Origin of the sequence: Drancourtella sp. An12, assembly GCF_002160935.1 — a bacterium.
GTDB lineage: Bacteria > Bacillota > Clostridia > Lachnospirales > Lachnospiraceae > Sellimonas > Sellimonas catena.
In genome coordinates this window covers 123023-142963 of the sequence record NZ_NFLO01000004.1, presented here as the reverse complement: position 1 = coordinate 142963, position 19941 = coordinate 123023, and the positions used below count along the sequence as shown (strand labels likewise).

The 19941-nt window shown below is 45.2% G+C and carries 21 protein-coding genes; 4 read left to right on the top strand and 17 right to left on the bottom strand.

What is annotated here, in order from left to right; translation table 11 throughout:
* Positions 1-293: 293 nt before the first annotated feature.
* From B5E64_RS18740 to B5E64_RS06130, 6 genes are all read right to left on the bottom strand, one after another.
* Positions 294-2129, bottom strand: coding sequence for a radical SAM protein (locus tag B5E64_RS18740; RefSeq protein WP_162610150.1), 1836 nt, complete (start codon positions 2127-2129; stop codon positions 294-296).
* A 110-nt stretch (positions 2130-2239) separates the two neighbouring features.
* Positions 2240-3388: an amidohydrolase family protein gene (locus B5E64_RS06150; protein WP_087167656.1), complete on the bottom strand. Its 1149-nt coding sequence runs from the start codon at positions 3386-3388 to the stop codon at positions 2240-2242.
* A 15-nt stretch (positions 3389-3403) separates the two neighbouring features.
* Positions 3404-4588 carry a glycosyltransferase family 4 protein gene (locus B5E64_RS06145; RefSeq protein WP_087167655.1) on the bottom strand — a complete coding sequence of 395 codons (1185 nt, stop codon included), beginning with the start codon at positions 4586-4588 and terminating at the stop codon, positions 3404-3406.
* 351 nt (positions 4589-4939) lie between these two features.
* The gene (gene tnpA, locus B5E64_RS06140; protein ID WP_087167736.1) at positions 4940-5344 is read right to left on the bottom strand and encodes an IS200/IS605 family transposase; all 405 of its coding nucleotides are present in this window, start codon (positions 5342-5344) and stop codon (positions 4940-4942) included.
* Complete coding sequence (gene iscB / locus B5E64_RS06135; protein ID WP_087167654.1) at positions 5302-6576, bottom strand: RNA-guided endonuclease IscB; 1275 nt, start codon at positions 6574-6576, stop codon at positions 5302-5304. Before iscB ends, tnpA begins: the two co-directional genes overlap by 43 nt.
* Before the next feature lie 427 nt (positions 6577-7003).
* Entirely contained in the window at positions 7004-8086 is a 1083-nt protein-coding gene (locus B5E64_RS06130; protein ID WP_087167653.1) for a radical SAM protein, read from the bottom strand.
* Positions 8087-9047: 961 nt separating this feature from the next.
* Here B5E64_RS06130 and B5E64_RS18010 point away from each other — a divergent pair.
* Positions 9048-9188 (top strand): hypothetical protein, encoded by a 141-nt coding sequence (locus B5E64_RS18010; protein WP_162610149.1) that lies wholly within the window; start codon positions 9048-9050, stop codon positions 9186-9188.
* Between the two features lie 117 nt (positions 9189-9305).
* Here B5E64_RS18010 and B5E64_RS06125 read toward each other — a convergent pair whose 3' ends face one another.
* From B5E64_RS06125 to B5E64_RS06115, 3 genes are all read right to left on the bottom strand, one after another.
* Positions 9306-9608, bottom strand: a complete 303-nt coding sequence (locus B5E64_RS06125; RefSeq protein WP_087167652.1) for a hypothetical protein — start codon at positions 9606-9608, stop codon at positions 9306-9308.
* 10 nt (positions 9609-9618) lie between these two features.
* Positions 9619-10335 (bottom strand): DNA methyltransferase, encoded by a 717-nt coding sequence (locus tag B5E64_RS06120; protein ID WP_242960103.1) that lies wholly within the window; start codon positions 10333-10335, stop codon positions 9619-9621.
* 81 nt (positions 10336-10416) lie between these two features.
* Positions 10417-10629 carry a hypothetical protein gene (locus B5E64_RS06115; RefSeq protein WP_087167651.1) on the bottom strand — a complete coding sequence of 71 codons (213 nt, stop codon included), beginning with the start codon at positions 10627-10629 and terminating at the stop codon, positions 10417-10419.
* 972 nt (positions 10630-11601) lie between these two features.
* On the opposite strand from B5E64_RS06115, the gene B5E64_RS17830 reads away from it, so the two are divergent.
* The 3 genes from B5E64_RS17830 (at position 11602) to mobV (ending at position 13336) form a co-directional block, all read left to right on the top strand.
* Positions 11602-11802, top strand: a complete 201-nt coding sequence (locus B5E64_RS17830; protein WP_140398840.1) for a hypothetical protein — start codon at positions 11602-11604, stop codon at positions 11800-11802.
* A 186-nt stretch (positions 11803-11988) separates the two neighbouring features.
* The gene (locus tag B5E64_RS18005) at positions 11989-12198 is read left to right on the top strand and encodes a hypothetical protein (RefSeq protein ID WP_162610148.1); all 210 of its coding nucleotides are present in this window, start codon (positions 11989-11991) and stop codon (positions 12196-12198) included.
* A 22-nt stretch (positions 12199-12220) separates the two neighbouring features.
* Positions 12221-13336, top strand: a complete 1116-nt coding sequence (gene mobV / locus B5E64_RS06110) for a MobV family relaxase (protein WP_162610147.1) — start codon at positions 12221-12223, stop codon at positions 13334-13336.
* A gap of 55 nt (positions 13337-13391) precedes the next feature.
* On the opposite strand, the gene B5E64_RS06105 is transcribed toward mobV, so the two are convergent.
* From B5E64_RS06105 to B5E64_RS06070, 8 genes are all read right to left on the bottom strand, one after another.
* Entirely contained in the window at positions 13392-14855 is a 1464-nt protein-coding gene (locus B5E64_RS06105; protein WP_087167649.1) for a hypothetical protein, read from the bottom strand.
* The gene (locus tag B5E64_RS06100) at positions 14840-15802 is read right to left on the bottom strand and encodes a glycosyltransferase family 2 protein (protein ID WP_087167648.1); all 963 of its coding nucleotides are present in this window, start codon (positions 15800-15802) and stop codon (positions 14840-14842) included. Before B5E64_RS06100 ends, B5E64_RS06105 begins: the two co-directional genes overlap by 16 nt.
* Entirely contained in the window at positions 15799-16185 is a 387-nt protein-coding gene (locus tag B5E64_RS06095; RefSeq protein ID WP_087167647.1) for a GtrA family protein, read from the bottom strand. The genes B5E64_RS06100 and B5E64_RS06095 overlap by 4 nt, the downstream gene beginning before the upstream one ends.
* Before the next feature lie 93 nt (positions 16186-16278).
* Positions 16279-16554: a hypothetical protein gene (locus B5E64_RS06090; RefSeq protein ID WP_087167646.1), complete on the bottom strand. Its 276-nt coding sequence runs from the start codon at positions 16552-16554 to the stop codon at positions 16279-16281.
* Between the two features lie 13 nt (positions 16555-16567).
* Complete coding sequence (locus B5E64_RS06085) at positions 16568-16807, bottom strand: hypothetical protein (RefSeq protein ID WP_087167645.1); 240 nt, start codon at positions 16805-16807, stop codon at positions 16568-16570.
* A gap of 13 nt (positions 16808-16820) precedes the next feature.
* Positions 16821-18248, bottom strand: a complete 1428-nt coding sequence (locus B5E64_RS06080) for a WGR domain-containing protein (RefSeq protein ID WP_087167644.1) — start codon at positions 18246-18248, stop codon at positions 16821-16823.
* Between the two features lie 132 nt (positions 18249-18380).
* Entirely contained in the window at positions 18381-19451 is a 1071-nt protein-coding gene (locus B5E64_RS06075; RefSeq protein ID WP_242960102.1) for a DNA/RNA non-specific endonuclease, read from the bottom strand.
* The gene (locus B5E64_RS06070) at positions 19448-19849 is read right to left on the bottom strand and encodes a ribonuclease Z (protein ID WP_140398839.1); all 402 of its coding nucleotides are present in this window, start codon (positions 19847-19849) and stop codon (positions 19448-19450) included. Before B5E64_RS06070 ends, B5E64_RS06075 begins: the two co-directional genes overlap by 4 nt.
* Positions 19850-19941 lie beyond the last annotated feature (92 nt).

Here is a 19941-nt window from a genome sequence, read left to right as displayed (position 1 = left end):
AGGATCGGCATATTATAAGCACAATCCTTTACTCTGAACTTTTTTGCAAAGTTCAGAATATGCCTGTCAACCATCAGTTGTACAGCGAATGGGATAAGGCAAGGTTCCTGAAGTGGTCATCTGGTATCGGCAAGTCAACCAATCAGGTGGTCCAAGGGATTTTTGATTCCTACCGGATTGAAGAACAAGCTTATAAAGGCTGCCTGTCTCTCCCGAAACTGGCTGATAAATATACTCCGGAATGAATATTATGGTGCCCTTTTCAAAATAGGGTGTGAACTTTATGATGTTTCCTACATTTCAATCTCATAATCAAAAAATTTTTCTTGAAAGCAAACAGCATTCTCAATTTCTTTTTTAGAATACTCTTTATCTATAGGAGCTACTACTAATTTATCTTCAACATCGTTTTTTCGATGAATAATTGCAATAACTTTGCCTGCAAATTTCTTCAATGGTTTATCTACTCCCATTATATATGCATCTTGTTCTTCACCGTCTGGAGCCATAAGATTCTCTACATATCCATAATTAATGGAATAATATATGTTTTTATACTTAGGGTGCAAAGTACCTAAAGGACGATCAACTATAACTGTAACTAATTGCCCTAATAATTTTCCAATATTATTATTTACTCCGATGTAGAAATTATTTTCATTGATACACTTAATGATATAATCTTCTCCCATTGTATCTATTTTTTTTTCAAGGCTAAAGACGATCAGTGTTTTTAAAATTTCTACATCTTTAACAATCATAAGTTTATATTTTTGATATTGGCAATCATTCCCTTGAGTTCCTTGGGCCATTAAAATATCTACACACTCATAATACTCTTCCATGTTACTGTTGCACCATTGGTCAAAATATTTTCTTATTTTAATCACTTCTTCTGATCTATATTGACACTCTAAATATGGAAAGCCTTTTCGTTTACATACCCCTTCTTTAATAAGAATATCTGCAATAGGATCTGTAGATCTTATCCACAAATGTGAATTAATTCTATGAAATATACAATCTTCAATATGTTTTTCGACAAATTCACAATTTGCATTCAATCCTTCCAGGGTAATCATTGGATTAAACATAATAAAATTAGCCAAACATGTTATTTTATTTTTTCGCAGATAGGATATCGCTTTTTCACTTACTTCAATTCCAACCCCCTTATTGAATAAGCGTAAAGAATCAGTATCTGCACTCTCTACTCCAATAGCAACTACTACTACCCCTAATTGTTTAAGCAAACTTGCTCTTTCTTCCGTAATATCATTAGGTCTTGCAGATAACCTGAAGGATATATCCAAATCTGATATTAATTCTATTAATTCTCGTAAAAAGTTATTCGAATTATTTCTAAAGAAATTGTCATCCACAATTTTTAACTTTTTTATTTTATACTTATCTACCAAATTATGTATTTCACCAGATACTGACTTAGCATTTCTGAAAGTTTGTTTGATTTTAGGACTATTTAGCTTATAAAAACACGAAATACTACAAAAACTACATTCTCCATAACATCCTCTGCTCGTTGTGATAGCATAAGGCTGGCCATGCAATTTTTCTTTATCTAAATATCTTAATTGATATGGTAAAGAGTCCAAATTTAGAATTCTTCTTCTAGGAGAAAATGCTAGTTCAAAGTTCCTTTTATATACTCCATCTATATTTGTATTGAGCGGATTTATTACAAGTTCGTATAATGAAATCTCCCCTTCACCTACTATGATTGCATCTAGCCAATTATGTTTCTTAATCAAGTATTCCTTATTTAAAGACGCAAAATGGCCTCCTGCAAATAAATAGCATTGACGGTTTATCCTTTTTATATATGCGCCTAATTCTACGAAATAATTGTAACTTGTAACAAAAGGCGATATCCCACAAAATAGTTGCTTATCTGTATTTTTGCTCATCCAATTATTAATAAATATTTTACAGTATGCAATATCTTTTTTTTCAGCATATGCATCTAATATTTGAACATCAATTTTCTTTGATAAAAGATAAGATGCCAAAAAAGCAATGCCACAATGTTCTTCTGGCTTTCTTATAGAGTCACTCGGCAAATTAATAAGTAACACTGTTTTTTTATCTATTTTATCTGATTTTAAAATCATCTCTATACACCTACTATTAATATTGTTATTAATCATTTGCTTATCAAATAGCAAATCAATTTATAGATTGTTAAAATTATTGGTTCCGTAATTTTTTAATTACTATCCATCTAATAATGAAATAGCATAAAGTTCAAATTCCCCTTAAATAAATTATAAAAAAAATGGGATTCATCTTTAAAGATATTTTTCGTTACCAAGAAATTTGCTTGTGTCCCTAATTCTATTCGACCAGTAAAGCTACATTTATTATATGATTTAGCTGGAGCTTCTGTCATTTTTTCAAATAATTTTTCATATGATAAAAAAGGATATTTCATCTTTAAAGCCAAAGCTTGCTTTATCATAGAAAACGTTCTTCCAGTTGCAAGGCCATCGGTCGCTATACACCAGTTTATTCCTAGCTCTTCTATATAATTAAGATCAGCAAGCTGTGTATTCAAAAACAAATTGGAAATAGGGCATATTGCAATAACTGAATTTCTCCTTTTTATCAACTCTAATTCCTTTTTTGATGTATATCCACAATGCACCAAAATTGTATTGTTATTTAGCAATCCAAAATCATCTAATATATAAACCGGTTCTTTCTTATATGCTTTTAGTTCTTGGTTTCGCGTATAAGCATCTTCGGATATATGAACTGAAAGAAATTTTGCGTTATTCTCCAAACATTTATATGCTAACTTTAGGGAATCCAAATCATTTTTATATAAAGAATGAAAAAATACACCTACATTACATAACTCATTTTGATTTTTTTTATAATAGTTTGTAAATCCTTCTATGCCCTTTTCTTTATATTCAATTAGCTTTTCGCTATTCATTATTGGATACCCAGACATGTTATTAAATGAATATTTTTGACATATTTCTGCTGAACGTGCCGCACAAAAACCTACTGTTCCCTCTTTTTTTAAGGCTAGTATTGTATCTAAGGAGCTCTTTTCCCACTCCGCTTGTCGCCTTACAACTGACATGTTTTGATTTATTTTATTGGTATAATTTAAATATTTATCTAAAGTCCAATTTTTTCCTGAAATATTTTTGAATATACTTTCACCTAAATGGCAATGAAGATTAAAAAATGCTGGAAAGAAAGTACATTTTTCCATATTGATTTGAGGTATTGATTGATTATGATAATCAAATGCTACTATTGTATTATTCTGTATTAATAGATCATGCCTTTCCAATTTGTAATTTTCATCTATTTTTAATAATACATGTGCGCCTATTAAATTGATCAAATTCATCATTTTATTTTGTACCTTTTAACATTTTACTTGTTCGTTATTTATTACTTTTCGATATAAATCTAGTAACTTTTCGACATTTATTTCACATGTAAAATTTTTTAAAATCTGTTGATATCCTTCTTTTCCAAATTCAACGGCCTTTTTGGGATTTTTTAATAGATCTATAATATATCCCTTCATTTGGCTAACATCATTAACTTCATATAGAAATCCCGTCTCGTCATGTATCACCATTTCTTTCATTCCACCAACATTAGCACTAATAAGTGCTGTTTTTACAGACATTGCCTCTAAGCCCACCGTAGCAAAAGATTCCTGTAAACTTGGAATTACAACACAATTAGATCTTTGAAAAATCTCTAATACTTTTGTATTCTTGATATTACGATACAAATGTACATTTTTATCTAGCTTTAGAAAATAAATTAAAGACTGTATCTCTTCTTCTAAAGATCCACTTCCTATGATATTTAAAACAATTTTTTTGTAATTAATTTCTTTTAACACTTGTGAAAAAACATTTATTAAAGATACAACTCCTTTTACTTCTTCCAAACTACCACAAAAAGTAATTTGAGACGAAAAATTTTTTTCCCTTGAAGATATATATCTATTTACATTTATACTATTATATATCACGTTAATCTTATCTCCTGAAATATGATAATTAGATAATATCATATCTTTCAGATAATGACTTACGGCTATTACAGAATCCGAATTATTAATTAAATATTCTCTCAGATAGTATTTAATAGATTTTTTTGATGCATGCATTGAATGTATAGTAGTGATTAAGGGAATTTTTAAATAATTTTTTAATATTATTCCTGCAGCAGCTGCATATCCATCATGAATATGTATAATGTCATACTTTTCTAGGGGGAAAGACATTAATATATCTGTCAATATATTACCGAATAGAGAAAAAATTGCTATTTCTTTAGAATAGTAGTTTCCTAACTTCAGTGCTCTGACTTCTGATATGTCATAAAACTTATTAGGAATATCCACTATTATTATTCCATTTTTTCTAGTAATATGTGTTTTTTTATAGATTGAATCTTCCTTATTTACTCTCGTTACAAAAAGAGTAACTGTATGTCCTTGCTTCCTTAAATTTTTTGTAAGATGATAAACGTGTGTACCAATTCCACCATAGGATGGAGGATAGTCTGGAGAAATCATTAGAATATTCATAAATGCATCCTTTCTCTACTACAATATATTTATGTTTAATACCCCTTACAGCCAGTAAGGAATTCCCTTTCTTGTTGCTTAAGCTGTTAGAATGAATTTGGCAATAGGTCTGGCCTCAATTTTCTAAGACTAAACTTCCGTAAATAAGTCAATCAGCCAACCATCTCTCATTCGCAGTAATCGTTTTATGCATGTTGAACTATTGTTCATGTAAAATCCCAAGTAGATTGAATAGGCAATGAGTAAATCTGGTATTGACCATTGCTAATTCATTTCAAAGGAGTTTTTATAAATTACCAGCCGTAAAACCACATGCCTTTAGGCGTATGGATACACGGCGTCCTGGTTCACTTATCCCTGGTTTTGAATGTATTGCTCGATTGTCTTTTGCGACACCTGACCAATGCTGCAGGCAAAATATCCATCGGACCATAAGATCCGGTGCTTCCAATACTGCCTGGATAAATAGTTGCCGTGATGCATCCACATCTGGTAAATACTGTCCTGCTTTAACTGTTTTACAATCTCCGATACAGGCACTTTGGGTCTGTATTCCAGCAGGATGTGCACATGGTCTTTGTCTGTTTCCATTTGAAGTATCGTATAACCCCGTTTCTTTGCAGCGTCGTATAAGTATTGCTTCACGTCATCCGCACGGTTGCATGACTTGAATAACTTCTTCCGGTACTTTGTTACAAAGATCAGGTGGACTTTCAGGCTGTATTTTGAATGCCCGCTTCTGCGGTAGTCATCCATGAGCTGCGTGTCTCCAATCGCTGCATCCGGGACAGTTTTGGTGTCTTCTGTCCCCTTGGCATATGGGAAAAATCTGCTTTCTTACCTTCAAAATCCATCAGGATGGCATAACCGGAAGACATGCGCCCTTTGATGAAGTACTCTTTTCCCAGATACCGGACCTTATCAAACTTCTGGAACCCGCCAATCTTTCCGGTGGCTACCGGCTGTTCGGAACGGACGCCTTTTGTCTGCTGGAAGTCCCCTTTTGGAATACATTTCTTCCTGTACAGGAGGCTCTTTACCGTGAAGGGTTGTCCCTGTGTGGCGATGACACAGGCGTCCAGACAGTGCCGTTTTTCTATCCCGAGAAGCTGGGCATTTTCTTTTGTAACATACCCGTAAGTCTCTGCCGCCTCTGGATAAGCAAGTGACAGCTGCTTCCGGATACTGTTCATTTGGGTAGCGTATTTGAGCGTCCCTTTCTTTTTGCCAACGTTTGGCAATGTAATCTTCCCGTCATGCACGTCCTTGTGGCAGGAGCGGCATAAGGTGATCAGATTGTCACTGTCATCGGAACCACCCATGTGCCGGTACTGGATATGGTGGACTTCCAGACGGCTGTTTTTTCTTTTGCCGTGGCAGTACTGGCAGGTATACCCATCCCGGTTTAAAACCATGGCTTTGGTGTTGGCATACCCGTAGTTCGGACCTTTCTGGTAACCCCATAGGCGGGTTTTTGGATCCGCAAAGGCCGGATTCTTCATCAGATGTGTGTCAAACTGGCCTGCCTCAAACACCATGGTTCTAACTGGCAGGATCGAACGGATCCATTCGATTTCCTTTACATGGCTGTGGAGTTTGCTTTGCATGGTAGGGCTGAACCGCCCTTCCCGGATGGAATTCCGCCTGTTCAGGAACCGTGCTTTCCGGTACCGGGTCTTCCGGGATCTCCGGTTCCGGCGGTACATGGCACGCTGTGTCATCTTATCGGTAATATCATTCCGGACGGTTACTTCGGACAGATACACGATTTCTCCATTGTCCCGTGTTACGGCAGTGCCGAAGGTCCCGCTTCCGGTATCTACGCCCAAGGTTAAGTTTTGTGTGTAGTTTGTTGTTTCATAATTCAATTTGACGGTGAACGGCTGCCGTTTCCGGACTTTCGCCTTTCCCTGTTTCAGCAGCAGTCTTGCAATGACATTGCTGCAGGGCATCAACGGTTTGCCGTCTTTGGAAAGTACATATACCATTGAGATAAGTCCCTCCTTATAGATACTCTGCCTGATGGCAGGTAATGCGTACTGGGCTGCACTGTTACCATGCAGCCGTTTCCGACTTCAACTCGACAATGATATCCAGGCTTTTTGCATACCCATCACAAGGCTGTGCTTACTCTGACCTAACTTAACCTGGGTACGACAGAGCAACGGTCTGTTACGTCAACCGGAGGTGTCGTGACCTGAATATCGTAGGGCTTGTTTCCAAACCCTGAGTCTGGTGAACCTTTTAACAGAAGCCACAGACCTTTACGGTCTGTGGTAGTTCACTCTTCTATTAATATTCTAGTCACTAAAAGTTGAAACTTCCGATACTAAAGAAGATACTAAAGAAGCAAGTTATACAATAAGCCAAATATTCGAATAGAACATAAAACAGATACAATAATATCATTAGCCCTTAATTCTTGTTTATAAAAAACATTGTTGGCAGATAACCATCATGTACAGATCTAAATTTTTTATGAGACAAAACAAGTTGTTGTGGTAATAAACTTCTATCATAATAGGGGCCCTGGCAATAAGGATCCTTGCGTTCTAAATTATTATACCATAAATATCTTCTATCTATAACACCACCTTTACATCGATCTTTTAATATACAGTTGCCACATTCATCAGGTAATATATTGCAAATTATATTTTTTATATTATTCTCAATATTTTTTAATGAAGGATCTTCTCTAATATTTCCAATTACATATTCATCTTGGATTAAATATGTACTAGGTGTTATATCCCCATTAGCTAAAATACGCAAACTATCTATCCCTGATGGATCAATAAAAGATTGTGTTGTTAAAATTGCCGAAAATAAGGAATCATTTAATGACAAAATTTCATAATTCTTAGATATATATTGTAAAATGTCTAGTATCCTTTCATAGGATGGAATGAATCTCTTACTTAATGTATTAATTCCTTCAGTAGGTCGATATAAGTTCATACGTAATTTCGCATTATATCTTTCAGCAATTTCAAAAAGTCCTTTTATATTTTCTTTAATAAGATTAACTTCACTTCCAAGAAAAACTATGGTTGCATCTTTATTTTCTTTTTTGCAGTAGCTTAATGTATTAATTGCCCATTCAAACGCACCATTGGTTCCTCTAAAAGTATTATGCTCTTCAGGAGTAGAAAAATCTAAAGAGACATCTACTTCATCAATGGAATTTGTGACTATGCGATACAACTCTTTGTTTTTAATTCTTTCACTCAGATATCCATTAGTTGTTAGTGCCTGACGAATCATTGGATAATTTACTCGTACATAGTTAATTAGTTCAAACCATTTATCGCTCAAACTATTTTCACCTGTTCCATAATTAATTGTATTTATTCTTTGATTGTTTTCATCCACAAATTTTATCCAATCAGATAACCTCAGACTTTCTTCTGTTTTCCTTCTTTCTTTGCTATAGCAAAACTGACATTGCATATTACAATTTGCTACTGTTCCCCAACCTATATTCCATTTCTTCATACTACTACTCCTCCTATCTCAATATTTGAAATTTGTCAATATATCTCCCGATATATTTTTAATGTTTTATATCATCGTTCATAAATGGATGGAATGATTGGTAAATGTGTTTCTGCCAATGGTTATCCATTCGCTTACCCTATCAGTTCTCACTGGGCCTATGCCCTAACATTCCTTCATTCTGCTTTATGCATAAAGGCACGGGGCAGACTTGTGCTTGATTGCTGCCTCTTTGGGCTTGAATAGAATATCAATTAGCTTTTTCCGACTACTTTCTTTTCCATTGGAATCCCCGCCTCTCTTTTATTAGTTATGTTACGGTTATTATACTTATATTTTATTAATTTGTCATTTATTTATTTTTTTACTTCTTATTATTGTGACTTTTTATGAATTTTAAAATATTTATTTGCACAACAATAATTGATATGAACTTTTTTGTGCATAATTACTTTTTCTGTTTTATTTCTCTTTATTATATAGACGCATGAAAATTAAAAATCTTTCGCTATTTCAGAATATTTGTTATCAAAAAATGCATTTTCAGCATTTTGATGACAAATATCAATTTTCACGCAAAAAAAAGGTTCTTTATTTTGTGTATTTTTACTTCAAAACGGTTCCTATTGTTTCAATAGGATTCTAACCCTCAAAATCAGAGTAGATCCGTCAGATCTAATTATTATCTCTTAAGGACTCATGCCAGAACGATTGGCTAATATTTATCAGTTCATATTCTTCTCCCCTCCCGGAATTGTATGCAAACTCTTGGCCCGCAGGGATCTTTGTTATGATAACGTCTGTAATGAGACAGACATACTGTTAAAAGTATAGAAAAGCAGGAGGAAAAGAACATGAAAAAATATATGCTCTATCTGGATGATGGAAAAATTGCTTTAAAGTCGCAGTCCGGGCTAAGAATGTAAAAGCTGCACAGGAATATGTCAAAGGAAACGGAGATGTGGTTGCAGTTAAGGACATTACAGACGAGTTCCCGATCAGCGCAGAAAAAGTCGCAGATGCTTTGAGGTCTGCTCATTTCGGAAAAATAGAGATCGATCTAATTACAAGATGTCTCCAAATGAACGGTATTGCCGAGTAAGATATAGCTCAGCGGAAAACACAAAAAGAAGGTGACTTTCATATGTAAAACTGCAAACTGAGTCAAAATATTTCCCATTCAGGACCAAAGGCTGTAATGGAGGGCGGGCAAGCAAAACTATTTGATAATGTCCTTACACCACTGGTCGGTATATTCATCCATACTGGGGTCTTTAAAATATTCAGGATTCCGTCGTATTTTTCCTGGTGTGTTATGATTGTCAAAAACAGCAAAATTATCTTTGGATAGCTGATGCCCATATTTCGAAGACCTAAGACGTAAACCAAAATGTTCTATTGGTATTCCTTTCATTAGAGCAGCCGCATTTCCCTGAATTCCGGCGTTCACATTTTCAGAAGGAATTCCTATCTGGCACACCCCCTTTTCTCCCTTTATACAACAAATTTTCGGTAATTTCAAATCTTTCTTCTCATACCATTTCCCCCAGCGGCAGACGGTACTGTGCCGTCTCCCTCCGCAGCCGTTCTACTGCCATCCCGTACATCTGACCGTCGATCTCGAACCCCACGTAGTCCAGCCCTGCTTCCTCGTAGGCGATCAGGCTGCTGGCACTGCCTACATGGGTATCCAGAATCTTCCAGCCGGGCTTCACATACGTCTGCACGATCCAGCGGTACAAATTGACCGGCTTCTGGGTGGGATGGATCCGGATCTCGTTCTTCGCCTTATTTCCCTGCTGGATCCAGCCCTCCCGGATATTCTTCCCCTGGAACATCCCGTTCCACAGATACCGGAACAATCGGACAGAATCATGGAGGCTGCAGTAGGCAAGCTCACAATCGGAAAAACTGGAAGCCCCGTTGCATTTATCCCACACGATCCGCCCAGGGCCGAAGGGATAGCGGAAATAGTTCACGCCCCAGACGATCTGGTGCTTCGATACCCGGAACAGTTCCCGGAAATACTCCTCCCCTGGCACCTCCCAGCGATCCAATGTGCCATACAGCCGCTGGACACCGATTGAGCTGAGCTTCCGCCCATAATACTGTCTCCGCTCCGGGCCGCTGAAATACGGCGGATCCACCACGGCCAGGTCGAAGTACCCGTCCGGATATTCCCCCATCCCTTCCATGCAGTCCCCGCACACAAATTTCCCCATTTCAAAATCCGCTCCTTTCTTTCTCACCAATATGGCAGATCCCCCTCCTTCCCGTCGCTTTGGCTACCATTTTCGGCCCCTGGTTCCGAATTTCAAATTCTTGGGTTTTCACTGAGTAAGTAAGAACGAGCAGTCTTTTACAATCACATGGTTTCCGACAGGCGGGATGAAGAACAACACCGGTGTATCTGAGACAGGTGTCTCTTCCCATGACAGGACACTCCCCCCGCTGCCCTGTTCCTCCCTCTCTGCAGCAGGCAGTTGAACCCGCTGTCCGGCAGCAGACTCCCTGCATGGACTTCTGGCCTGCACCGTTTCCACTTATCTCCGCCTCCTTCCGCCTGCTTCACAGAGAACGAAACTGCCGGCATCTGCTATCAATGATGGCCTACAGCACAAAGGACAGGGCAAAGGGCAGACTCACAGCACCAAGGACACAGCAAAGTGCGGAGGAACAGCACTGCGAGCACTGCGGCATCTGATATAGGTGATGCGGGCAGAACCGCCCTCTCATTTCGGACGACAGGCTGCGGAGGAGCGTCCCTCCACGACATCTGCTATAGCTGCTGTCTGCTGCCACGGAGACAGAAACAGCGGACAAAAAGGACGACAAGGAAACGGCACGCAGCAAGGGGAACTGCATTAGGGCAACTGCTATAGATGGTGCGGTGCAAGGCAGAACTCATCCGTACATCTGCTATAGGTGATGTCAGGCCATGTCTGCAAGCGGTAGGGAACGCCGTACACGCTCTTTGGCATCTCCTATAGGTGATGTCGGCAGCAGGGTACGCCCCGGCGGCATCCAGCAGGGAGGCAGGGGGAAGCTGCGGGCATCCCATGGGCACGGCATCAGGTTTAGATGATGCGTCTGCCCGCTGTCCTGCGTGTGTGACGTCAGGTATAGGTGATGCGTCCGTCTTGTAGATAGCATCAGGTTTAGGTGATGCATTCCCCACGCAGAGAGCATCAAGTATAGTTGGTGCGGTTGCCCTGTCCGTGACGTCAGCTATAGGTGGTGTCAGAGATCAGGAACTCCCGTGGCATGGGCATCAGGTATAGATGGTGTCTGTTCGGTATGGATAGCATCAGGTATAGGCGGTGCTTCTGCCCTCTCCTATTGCCGGTTCTGCATCTCCTATAGGTGGTGTCAGGAATACAGAACCCCAGCGGCAACGGCATCAGGTATAGGTGGTGCGTTTCCCCTCTTTCTGGCATCAACTATAGGTGGTGCGTTCCCACGCAGAGGACGTCAGGTATAGGTGATGTCAGGGATGGATGATTCCTGCGATATGGATGTCAGGTATAGGTGGTGCGCTTCCCTCCCTGCTGCTGACAGGCGGCATCTGCTATAGGTGGTGTCAAACAACGGAAGGACGGAAAGCGGAACGGCAGGCAGAAAGGGCGGGCAGACGGCGGACGATGACATGGAACGGTGCGGCAGCGGGGGAACGCAGCGAGGAACGGCAGAACGGACGGGAAAGATGCAGAACGTAGGCAACTTTGCATGAAACAGAGGAATGTGATCGGCTGTGAGGATGGAATGGATGGGATGTGGAAAGGGCGTGGGAAGGTATGGGATGGGCGCAGGAAACCGCATGGGAATGGTGTAAAAATGGTATAGGAGCCATGCAGCGAGGGGCAGCGGGCAGCGGGAAACAGTGACGGAAAAGCGGGAATTTTATGCAACTTTATGCAGATTTGTGCATACGTGCGTGGGAAAAGGCAGCGGTACTGGCAAAACGGGAAGATGTGGGCGTTTTTGGTTGTAAATTGCGTTCCGTAAAACCTATTACGGAATTTGAAAAAATGTCAAACATTTTGTCAAACATTTTTTGTTCCGATCCCCCATATTCCATCCGAACAGGCTTGTATGATGCTGAAAATTTATGAATCACAGGAAAGGGGGAACGATATGGGTTACTGTTTCATGAGCACGCAGAAGATTAAGACCATGGGGAGCCTTGCTTCCAAGTACAACCACAATTACCGGAAGGTGGAGGTAGCCAATGCGGACCCGGATCTAGCTGACTGCAACCAGGAGCTTGTTTCCCTTGCGGGACCGGACGGCAGGGAACTGGACTACAACGAGGCATGGAAGGAACGGGTAAAGGATCTGGACTGGGCAGAGCGTGGACCACGAAAGAACGCCGTCCTTGCCATCGAAGTCGTGACCACTTTTTCCAGGGAGGAAAACCTGGACCTGGAGGCATGGAAACAGCAAAACGTGGAATGGCTCCAAAAAACCTTCAATGTTGCCCCGGATGGGAAGAGCAATGTGTTGAGTGTTATGTACCACGCCGATGAACCGGGGAACGTCCACTGCCATGCCATCATCATCCCGGTGGACGAACGGGGGAATTTGAATGCCAGCCGGTTCCTGGACGGACGCCAGAAACTGACGGAGATGCAGAACTCCTACGCAAAGGACATGGAGTCCTTCGGGCTGGAGCGTGGGCTGGAAAATGGACAGGCACGGCACCAAAACATCAAGAAGTACTATGCGGACTTAAACAACGCCATCAAGGTGTCGGAGCCGGAACCCCAGGAGACCGCCCTGGACTACCGGGACCGGGTACTGGAAGAACTGCAGACAGCCCAGGCGGCTGCCATGCGGGAACGGCGGGAAAAGGAACGGCAGATGGAACGGAGGCTGGCAGAACGCAGGATCGCCCAGGAAAAGGAACTGAAAAGTGAACGGGAAGCCCTGCAGCGGGAAAAAAAGGAAGCTGCCGAAGCCCTGAAAAAAGAATATGCTTCCCTGATCCAGGAACTCCGCAAGGGAAAACAGGAATACCGGGAGCAGGCAGGAGAGCTTGCCGAACTCCATGCCCGGATCCTGGAAAAGCGTCAGGAACTGGAAACACTGAAAGGAAACCTGGACGACGCCAACACCCTCTCTGCCAAGGCTGCCTTCTACGACGAGTTCCAGAAACAGTATGCCCTGCTGGAACAAATGGACCCCCAGAGGGCAGAACGCTTCCGGCAGGACCTCTCCTACATGAGCACCCTCTCCGAACGGAGCCGATAGGATCCTGTTCTCTCCTCTCCCATGCACAATCCTACATAGAAAGAAAACCCCTGACTCAAGACAAGTCAGAGGTTTGATACAGCCGGTATCCGTTCCCGGTTTCCACCACCGGGTATCCCTTCAGGTCCAGGTACAGCCGCAGGCTGGAACGGTTGTCAATGCAGAAATACTCAAACTGGTATTTCTCCAAAACGGCATCCATCTTCTTTTTGTCCGAAGACCGGACCAGCGTAGTGTAATCCTGGAATACATCCGCTTTCCCATTGACGGACTGGAAATAGAGTTCCGGCCTGGCGTCAATGAAACACCGGAAGCCACGGTACTCAAAGTACCCGCCGGCATTGAAGGTGGTAAAAACCCGGGCCGACTCCTTCCCGTTTTGTTCCAGGTACGATACGGCTTTCACCGGCGTATCGGTACTGTCCCCGGCTTCCCAGGGAAGGTTCTCTGCTGTCCAGATCACCAGGACCCCGCACAGCAGCAGGCCGGCAAGAAAAGACAGCGGCCCTGCCCCGTGTTTCAGCTGGAAGTTCCGTTTTCTTGTCCGGGTAAATTCCAGGGAAAAGATCAGCACTGCCGCAAGGAAATACACCAGGTTCCGGATATGCATACTCCCCAGGATGGCCGTTCCGCATAAGAGGTAGCAGTCACTGGAATACAAGCTTTTGCCCCTGTCTTTTGCTTTCTGGATTCCCATGGCAAGAACCACCAGGAGGACCACAAACAACAGGCCCAGGTTATCAAAGGCCGGGGCTTCCAGCTCCTGGATTCCGATGTCCTTTAATTCCGCCCCATAGGACCGACACAGGTAGGAAAGGCCGTCAAAGCCATACGGGTTCAGAAACCCCGTCACTGCCATGGCAGGCACCACCCACAGGAACGGCTTCCGGGAGAACTGCCGTTTCCGGAAGGTGCAGAGCGGGTTTGGGATCTCCGGCACCAGGTACGGAAGCAGGAACAGGAAGTGGAGGATCCACACTGCCCCGTGGAGGTTCGTTTCCAGAAGAGCCAGGAGCGGGAGTGCCAGAAGGACGCCCTGCTTCTGGTCCCGGACATACCGTTCCGTCACGTACACCTGCAGCAGCAACAGCAGCACCGTCACAAAGGTGGGCCGGATGCTCAAAAAGGAATACATACCAAGCAGCACCAGGACGCCCCGGAGGGTGGTGCTCCGCAGGCCAAACCCACGGAGCTTCCCGATCATCTGGAACACTGCCAGCACTGCCAGGGACAGCCCCGCACACAGCGCCAGGATGCCGGCGCTTCCGAAAGCCGCATGGATCCGGTAACAGAGCAGGCACCAGGCCCACTGCTGCACCACAATGTCCAGCCCTTCCACAAACGTAAAGGGATTCTCTTTGGGGATGCCACTGACCAGTTCCTTTCCCGTGGCAAGGATCCAGTACCCGTCGTTGTCCATCCCGGCGGCACTCACCAGGTACCACAGCAGTGCCATGGCACCCATGGACAGGGGGATCCAGAGCAGCCCCGTCATCCGGCTTCCTATCTGTTTTCCCATGTTCCATTCCTCCTTTTCTTTTGGATCATCTGCAGCCGGAACTCGAAGGCCTGCCGCTCCTTTTCGTTTAAGACGTCCAGAATCATGCCGGCAAAGAAGGCCGTAATACAGGCCACCGCCCCAAAACCGCACACCATGAGGGTGGGGAAATTCTGGACCAGGCCGGTCTTGAGGTACGGCACCAGGACAGCCGGAAGGAATAATCCAGCGTCCAGGACAAGGAACAGGGCGGACAGGGTGCCAAAGAACCAGAAAGGCCGGTATCCTTTCCAGAGCCTTAGAATGGTCCGCAGTACCGCCAGGCCGTCGGACAGGGTGTTGAGTTTGGAGACACTCCCTTCCGGGCGGTCCCGGTACCCCACGGGCAGGCTGGATACGGCCATATTCTTATCTACGGCGTGGATGGTCATTTCCGTCTCAATCTCAAAGCCCTTGGACAGCACCGGGAAACTTTTGACGAACTGATAACTGAACGCCCGGTAGCCCGTCATGATATCCCGGATCCGGCACCCGAACAGCCGGTTAATCATAAACCGCACCAGACGGTTGCCGGCATTGTGGAACCTCCGTTTATTCTCCGCAAAGTAAGCACCGGACAGCCGGTCCCCTACAACCATATCTGCCTGCCCTTCCAGTACTTCCCGTACCATAGCCGGGGCATCGGACGCCTCGTAGGTATCATCCCCATCCACCAGAAGATAACAGTCCGCCTCAATCTCCCGGAACATCCGCCGGATCACATGGCCTTTCCCCTGCCGGTATTCGTTGTGTACCACGGCCCCTGCCGCTTCTGCTGCCTTTGCCGTACCGTCCGTGGAACAGTTATCATAGACGTAAATGGACGCCCCTGGAAGGGCAGCCCGGAAATCCCGCACCACCTTGCCAATCGTCTGCTTCTCGTTGTAGCAGGGGATCAGCACGGCAATGGTATGATGTTGGTTACTCAATTTGCTTTCCTCCTAAATACAAGTTTTCCGAGAAGGTAATTCAAGACCGTCACGACTACCTGGACCACGGCCTTTGCCGCAAGCTGGGACATCCCGGCCTGAAAAATCAGGATCTGCATGAGTGCAAGGTCCACAAACAGGGTGGCAAGCCTGCCAAAGATAAACCCCAGCAGTTCTTTCCGGATCCCCTTCTCCCCGGGGCCAAAGACCCAGGAGCGGCTGATAAGAAAAGATACCGCCACTGCGCAGGCCCAGGACACCGCCGTAGCGGCCTGGACGGCCAGGGGGCCATTGCTCCCGCATCCTTTCAGGAATACAAAATACGATACAAAGCTGACGATGGTTGCGGTGATCCCGCAGACCAGATACCGAACGACTTCCATGTCTTACCTCCTCACCCGTAATATGGGAGATTTTCCCGCAGCTCCACGCAAAGAAAAAAGAGCCGGATCAACCGACTCTTTTCCTTCTGCTTTCTACAATCCCCAGAAGCCACGCAGGTTCCTGGAACAGAACCAATCCTCGAAGGACACGGGATACGGGTGGAACTCCACACCCTGTTCCTGCAGTACCCCAATCAGGTACTGCTGGTCCTCCGGGCTTTGCTGCAGGTCTTCTGCTGCATGGAAAATGCTTTCCAGGTAGTGGAATCCGTTATCGTGCCATTTGACAATATTCGGCCCGTCTACCAGGTACAGGATCTTTTCCCGTACCAAGGTCATAAGAAATTCCAAAATCTGAATGTATGCCATCTTCTGTCCCTCCTTATACCAGGTATTCCAGCATGAACAGGTCGAAGGCGTCTTTGTTCGCCCGGCCTTCCAGCGCTGCTTCCGTGTAAACCCAGTCCAGCACCCGGTCGCAAAGTGCCGTGTCTGCATCGACATCAAACATCAGACACCATGCGGTAAACAGACTCCGGATCTGGTACCTGATGTTTGGGTCGTCCCAGTCGTGATCCGCTGCGTAACGGTAAAGGTAATCGAGAAATTTCTGTTCGTCCATATCTGACTCCTCCTTATGCAAACTCCACAATATAGTTCAGCACCATGGCCGCTTCGTTGTAAAACACGATCTCGTCGTTGCGAAGCGCACTTCCGGCATGGGCATGGAGGCAGTCTTTCCCGGACCGCTTCACCTCTTCCTGGTAGTCCAGGCAGCTGCTCCAGCTGTCCGTATCATACGGCGTGTCATAGGCCACGGCATACAGTCCCATGTACGCCACATCGGCAGACCCGCCGGCCCAGTAGGTGCCACGGTAGGACGTATAGTTCCAGCTTTTTGCCGCTGACGGTGCGAAGTACACCCCGTTTCCGAACATCTTCCCCGTGATCTTTGCATCCGGGTTTAAGAGCAGGCTGTTGCGGATAATGCTCATCCAGTTCTCGTTCCTGGATCCGTGCCACAGCTGTTTGACCTGCTTGATCTGGTGGGCCTTTAAGTACTGGTTGAAGCGTTCCTGCTGGAATTTCGGGATCACACGGTATACCCGTTTCACCTTCTTCTGCAGATCCGCACCCAGGTGGGAGAAGACCTGTTTCTTCTGCTTCTCCGTCGCCTCGTACACTTCGATCTGGTACTGGTCAAAACTCTCCTGGCGTCCAATAACGGCAGTTCCCGTAATGGAACCTTCCATGGCCTGGATCAGGTCGGATTCCCGGTGGACAATGGACGCAAAGTCCTTTTCGCTTGTGGCCATCAGCCTGCGTACCCCGGTGCCATCCCCGGTCCGGACCGGACGTTGGAGGATGGAGATCAATTCCAGAAGATTGTCATTGAACTCTTCCACGGACACAGCGTCATACATCCTGCCCAGTAGTTCTTTGGATGCCCGGATAATGGCTTCATTGACCGGGACACGGACTTCCGCTTGTTCCACGGCCTTCTTTGCCAGGGCTTTCAGCTTCTGGAACAGCACGGCTGACGGCCCTTCCGGCTTGGATGCCGGTACTGCTTTTGCAGGTGCCGCTTCCGTTGTTTCCACCGAATCCGGCAGGTACAGTTCCGTGCGGTCCACATAACCCTTGGACAGCTTTTCCTGGTACTTGATCCAGAACATCCGCTTCGGATACGCAAAGGTCCTTGCGCCGAACAGTTCCCCTTTCTGGGTTCCCATGCGTCCATACTCCGCAATGACCTCTTCCCCTTTTGTTTCCAGCTTGTAGAACTTATAAGCGTTCTTTGCCGGATCCACGCACGTCAGGAATCGTGCCTTTTCCATGTCCGCCAGGTCATCCGGAAGGGAGTTGTCAATCTCCGTGATAAACCGGGTACCGGAACGGACAGAAATGCGGTAGATGACTTCTCCCTCGCCCGGGACACGAACCATCACCTCTTTCGGGCAGTCCGATAAGTCTTCCTCGGCAAGCAGTTTGGACACGTCCTGGTAGAAGTCTGTCACTTCCAGCTCCTGTGTCATTGTTCCTGTTTCATAGATTGCTTTCATATTGGTTTCCTCCTGTTTTCCTTTTTTTCAATGGAAAACATGGGGGAATGGCCGCAATCCGATTAAAAAAAGACCCGCCCCGGGACTGTTGTCAGTCCGGGATGGGTCTCCCTTATGTTGTGTTCTATTTTTCTACCAGCAGTTGCCGCACTGCCGCTGTGCCTGGTCCGGTGCCACCTGCTTGGAATAGGCTTCTGCTTCCTCATACGTCGGAAAGTACTGCGGGTTGCTCATGGCATTGCCTCCCGTCCCTGTTGCCGGACACTGGCCCGTCTGGTGGATCTTCCCGTTCCGTGGATTTACCGCAAAAGCTTCTTCCCCGCTGGTCTGCCCGGCATCCGTCTGTCCTGTGGCAGCCGGTGCTTCTGCCGGCGCCATACCAGAAGATCCCTCTGCCGGCTGGGATCCATTAACCTGGCTGTTTCCGTCTGCATAGTTGATGGAAATGCCCGGCTGGACATTGTAGCAGTACACATGGAACTGGATTCCTTCTCCCTGGTCTTCCACGGACTGGGCTTCCAGTACCACACCGCTTGCCAGCAGGTTGTCCCCTTCAAACACCGGTGTCACCCGGTAAAGGACATGGTTCCCGGTCTCTTTCACATAATCGGCAACCATATTCTCGAAGGGCAACATCCCGTCCACATTCAAGTACCTTGTGCCGGTGATCAGGTTCCGCTCATTAGCATTTTCCCCGCTTAATTGGAAGCCGATTAAGTGGCACCGGTTGTACAAATAATTCCCGTCCACCAGGCCGTTGTATTTCACTGTATGCCATCCGGTAGGCTTCACAGATCCGATTCCTTCCCGGTCTTCCGTCGGCATCAGATCCTGCCCGATACTTGCCACGCATACCCCGCAGCGTCCCAGGCTGTCCAGTTCCCCGTAGGACTCATAGGATGTCGCCGTTAGGTCTTCCGCTGTAAAGTCCGGTACGTTTCCGTTGAGGGCCACATACGGGCTTCCGCTGTATGCCGGGATGGAGGTAAGATCAACCGCTCCTGCCCCCGTATCGGTCGTTTCCTGGGCGTTTTGTTCCTCCTCCGGTTCTTCTTCCTCCAATTCTATTTCCTGCCCTGTCTGGGCCTCCTGGGTGGTCTCAGCGGCGTTCTGTTCCGTTTCGTTTCCTGTTCCACATCCGGATACCGCCACGGCACCGGACAGCAGAACAGCCATCAGAATGGCCTGTATCCGTTTTCTCATTTTTTGTAAACCTCCTCTGTCAGTTTTCCATGGGAGTAACCCTGGAAGTCCTTTTTGCTGACCATGCGCCAGCCCTCCGGTACCGGCGGGAGCCACACGTCTGCCGGGTAGTCCCGGTTCCAGCGATACAGGATCAATATTTCCATAGCCTCCGGAAATTCAGACACCGGTTCTTCCAGAAAACACAATTCCCCCTGCCCTGCTTTCAAAAGCGGCTGTGCTGCCTCCCGAATCCGGTCCGTTTCTTCCGTGAACTGCCGCCTGGTATACGGGCTGACCCACAGCCACGTATCCTTTGCTCGTTCCAGGATCCGCTTCCGAAGTTCCCGGTCACTGCTCTGCCGCCTTTCGTGGAACAGGATCCCGTCCCGGTTATCTGTCACTGCAATTAGAATCATGATTTCGCTCCTTTCCATTTCTTTTCCCTTTTCCCACAGTATACCATACCGGGTGATCTTTTTCGTATTTGTATACAAAAACGCCGGGAAAC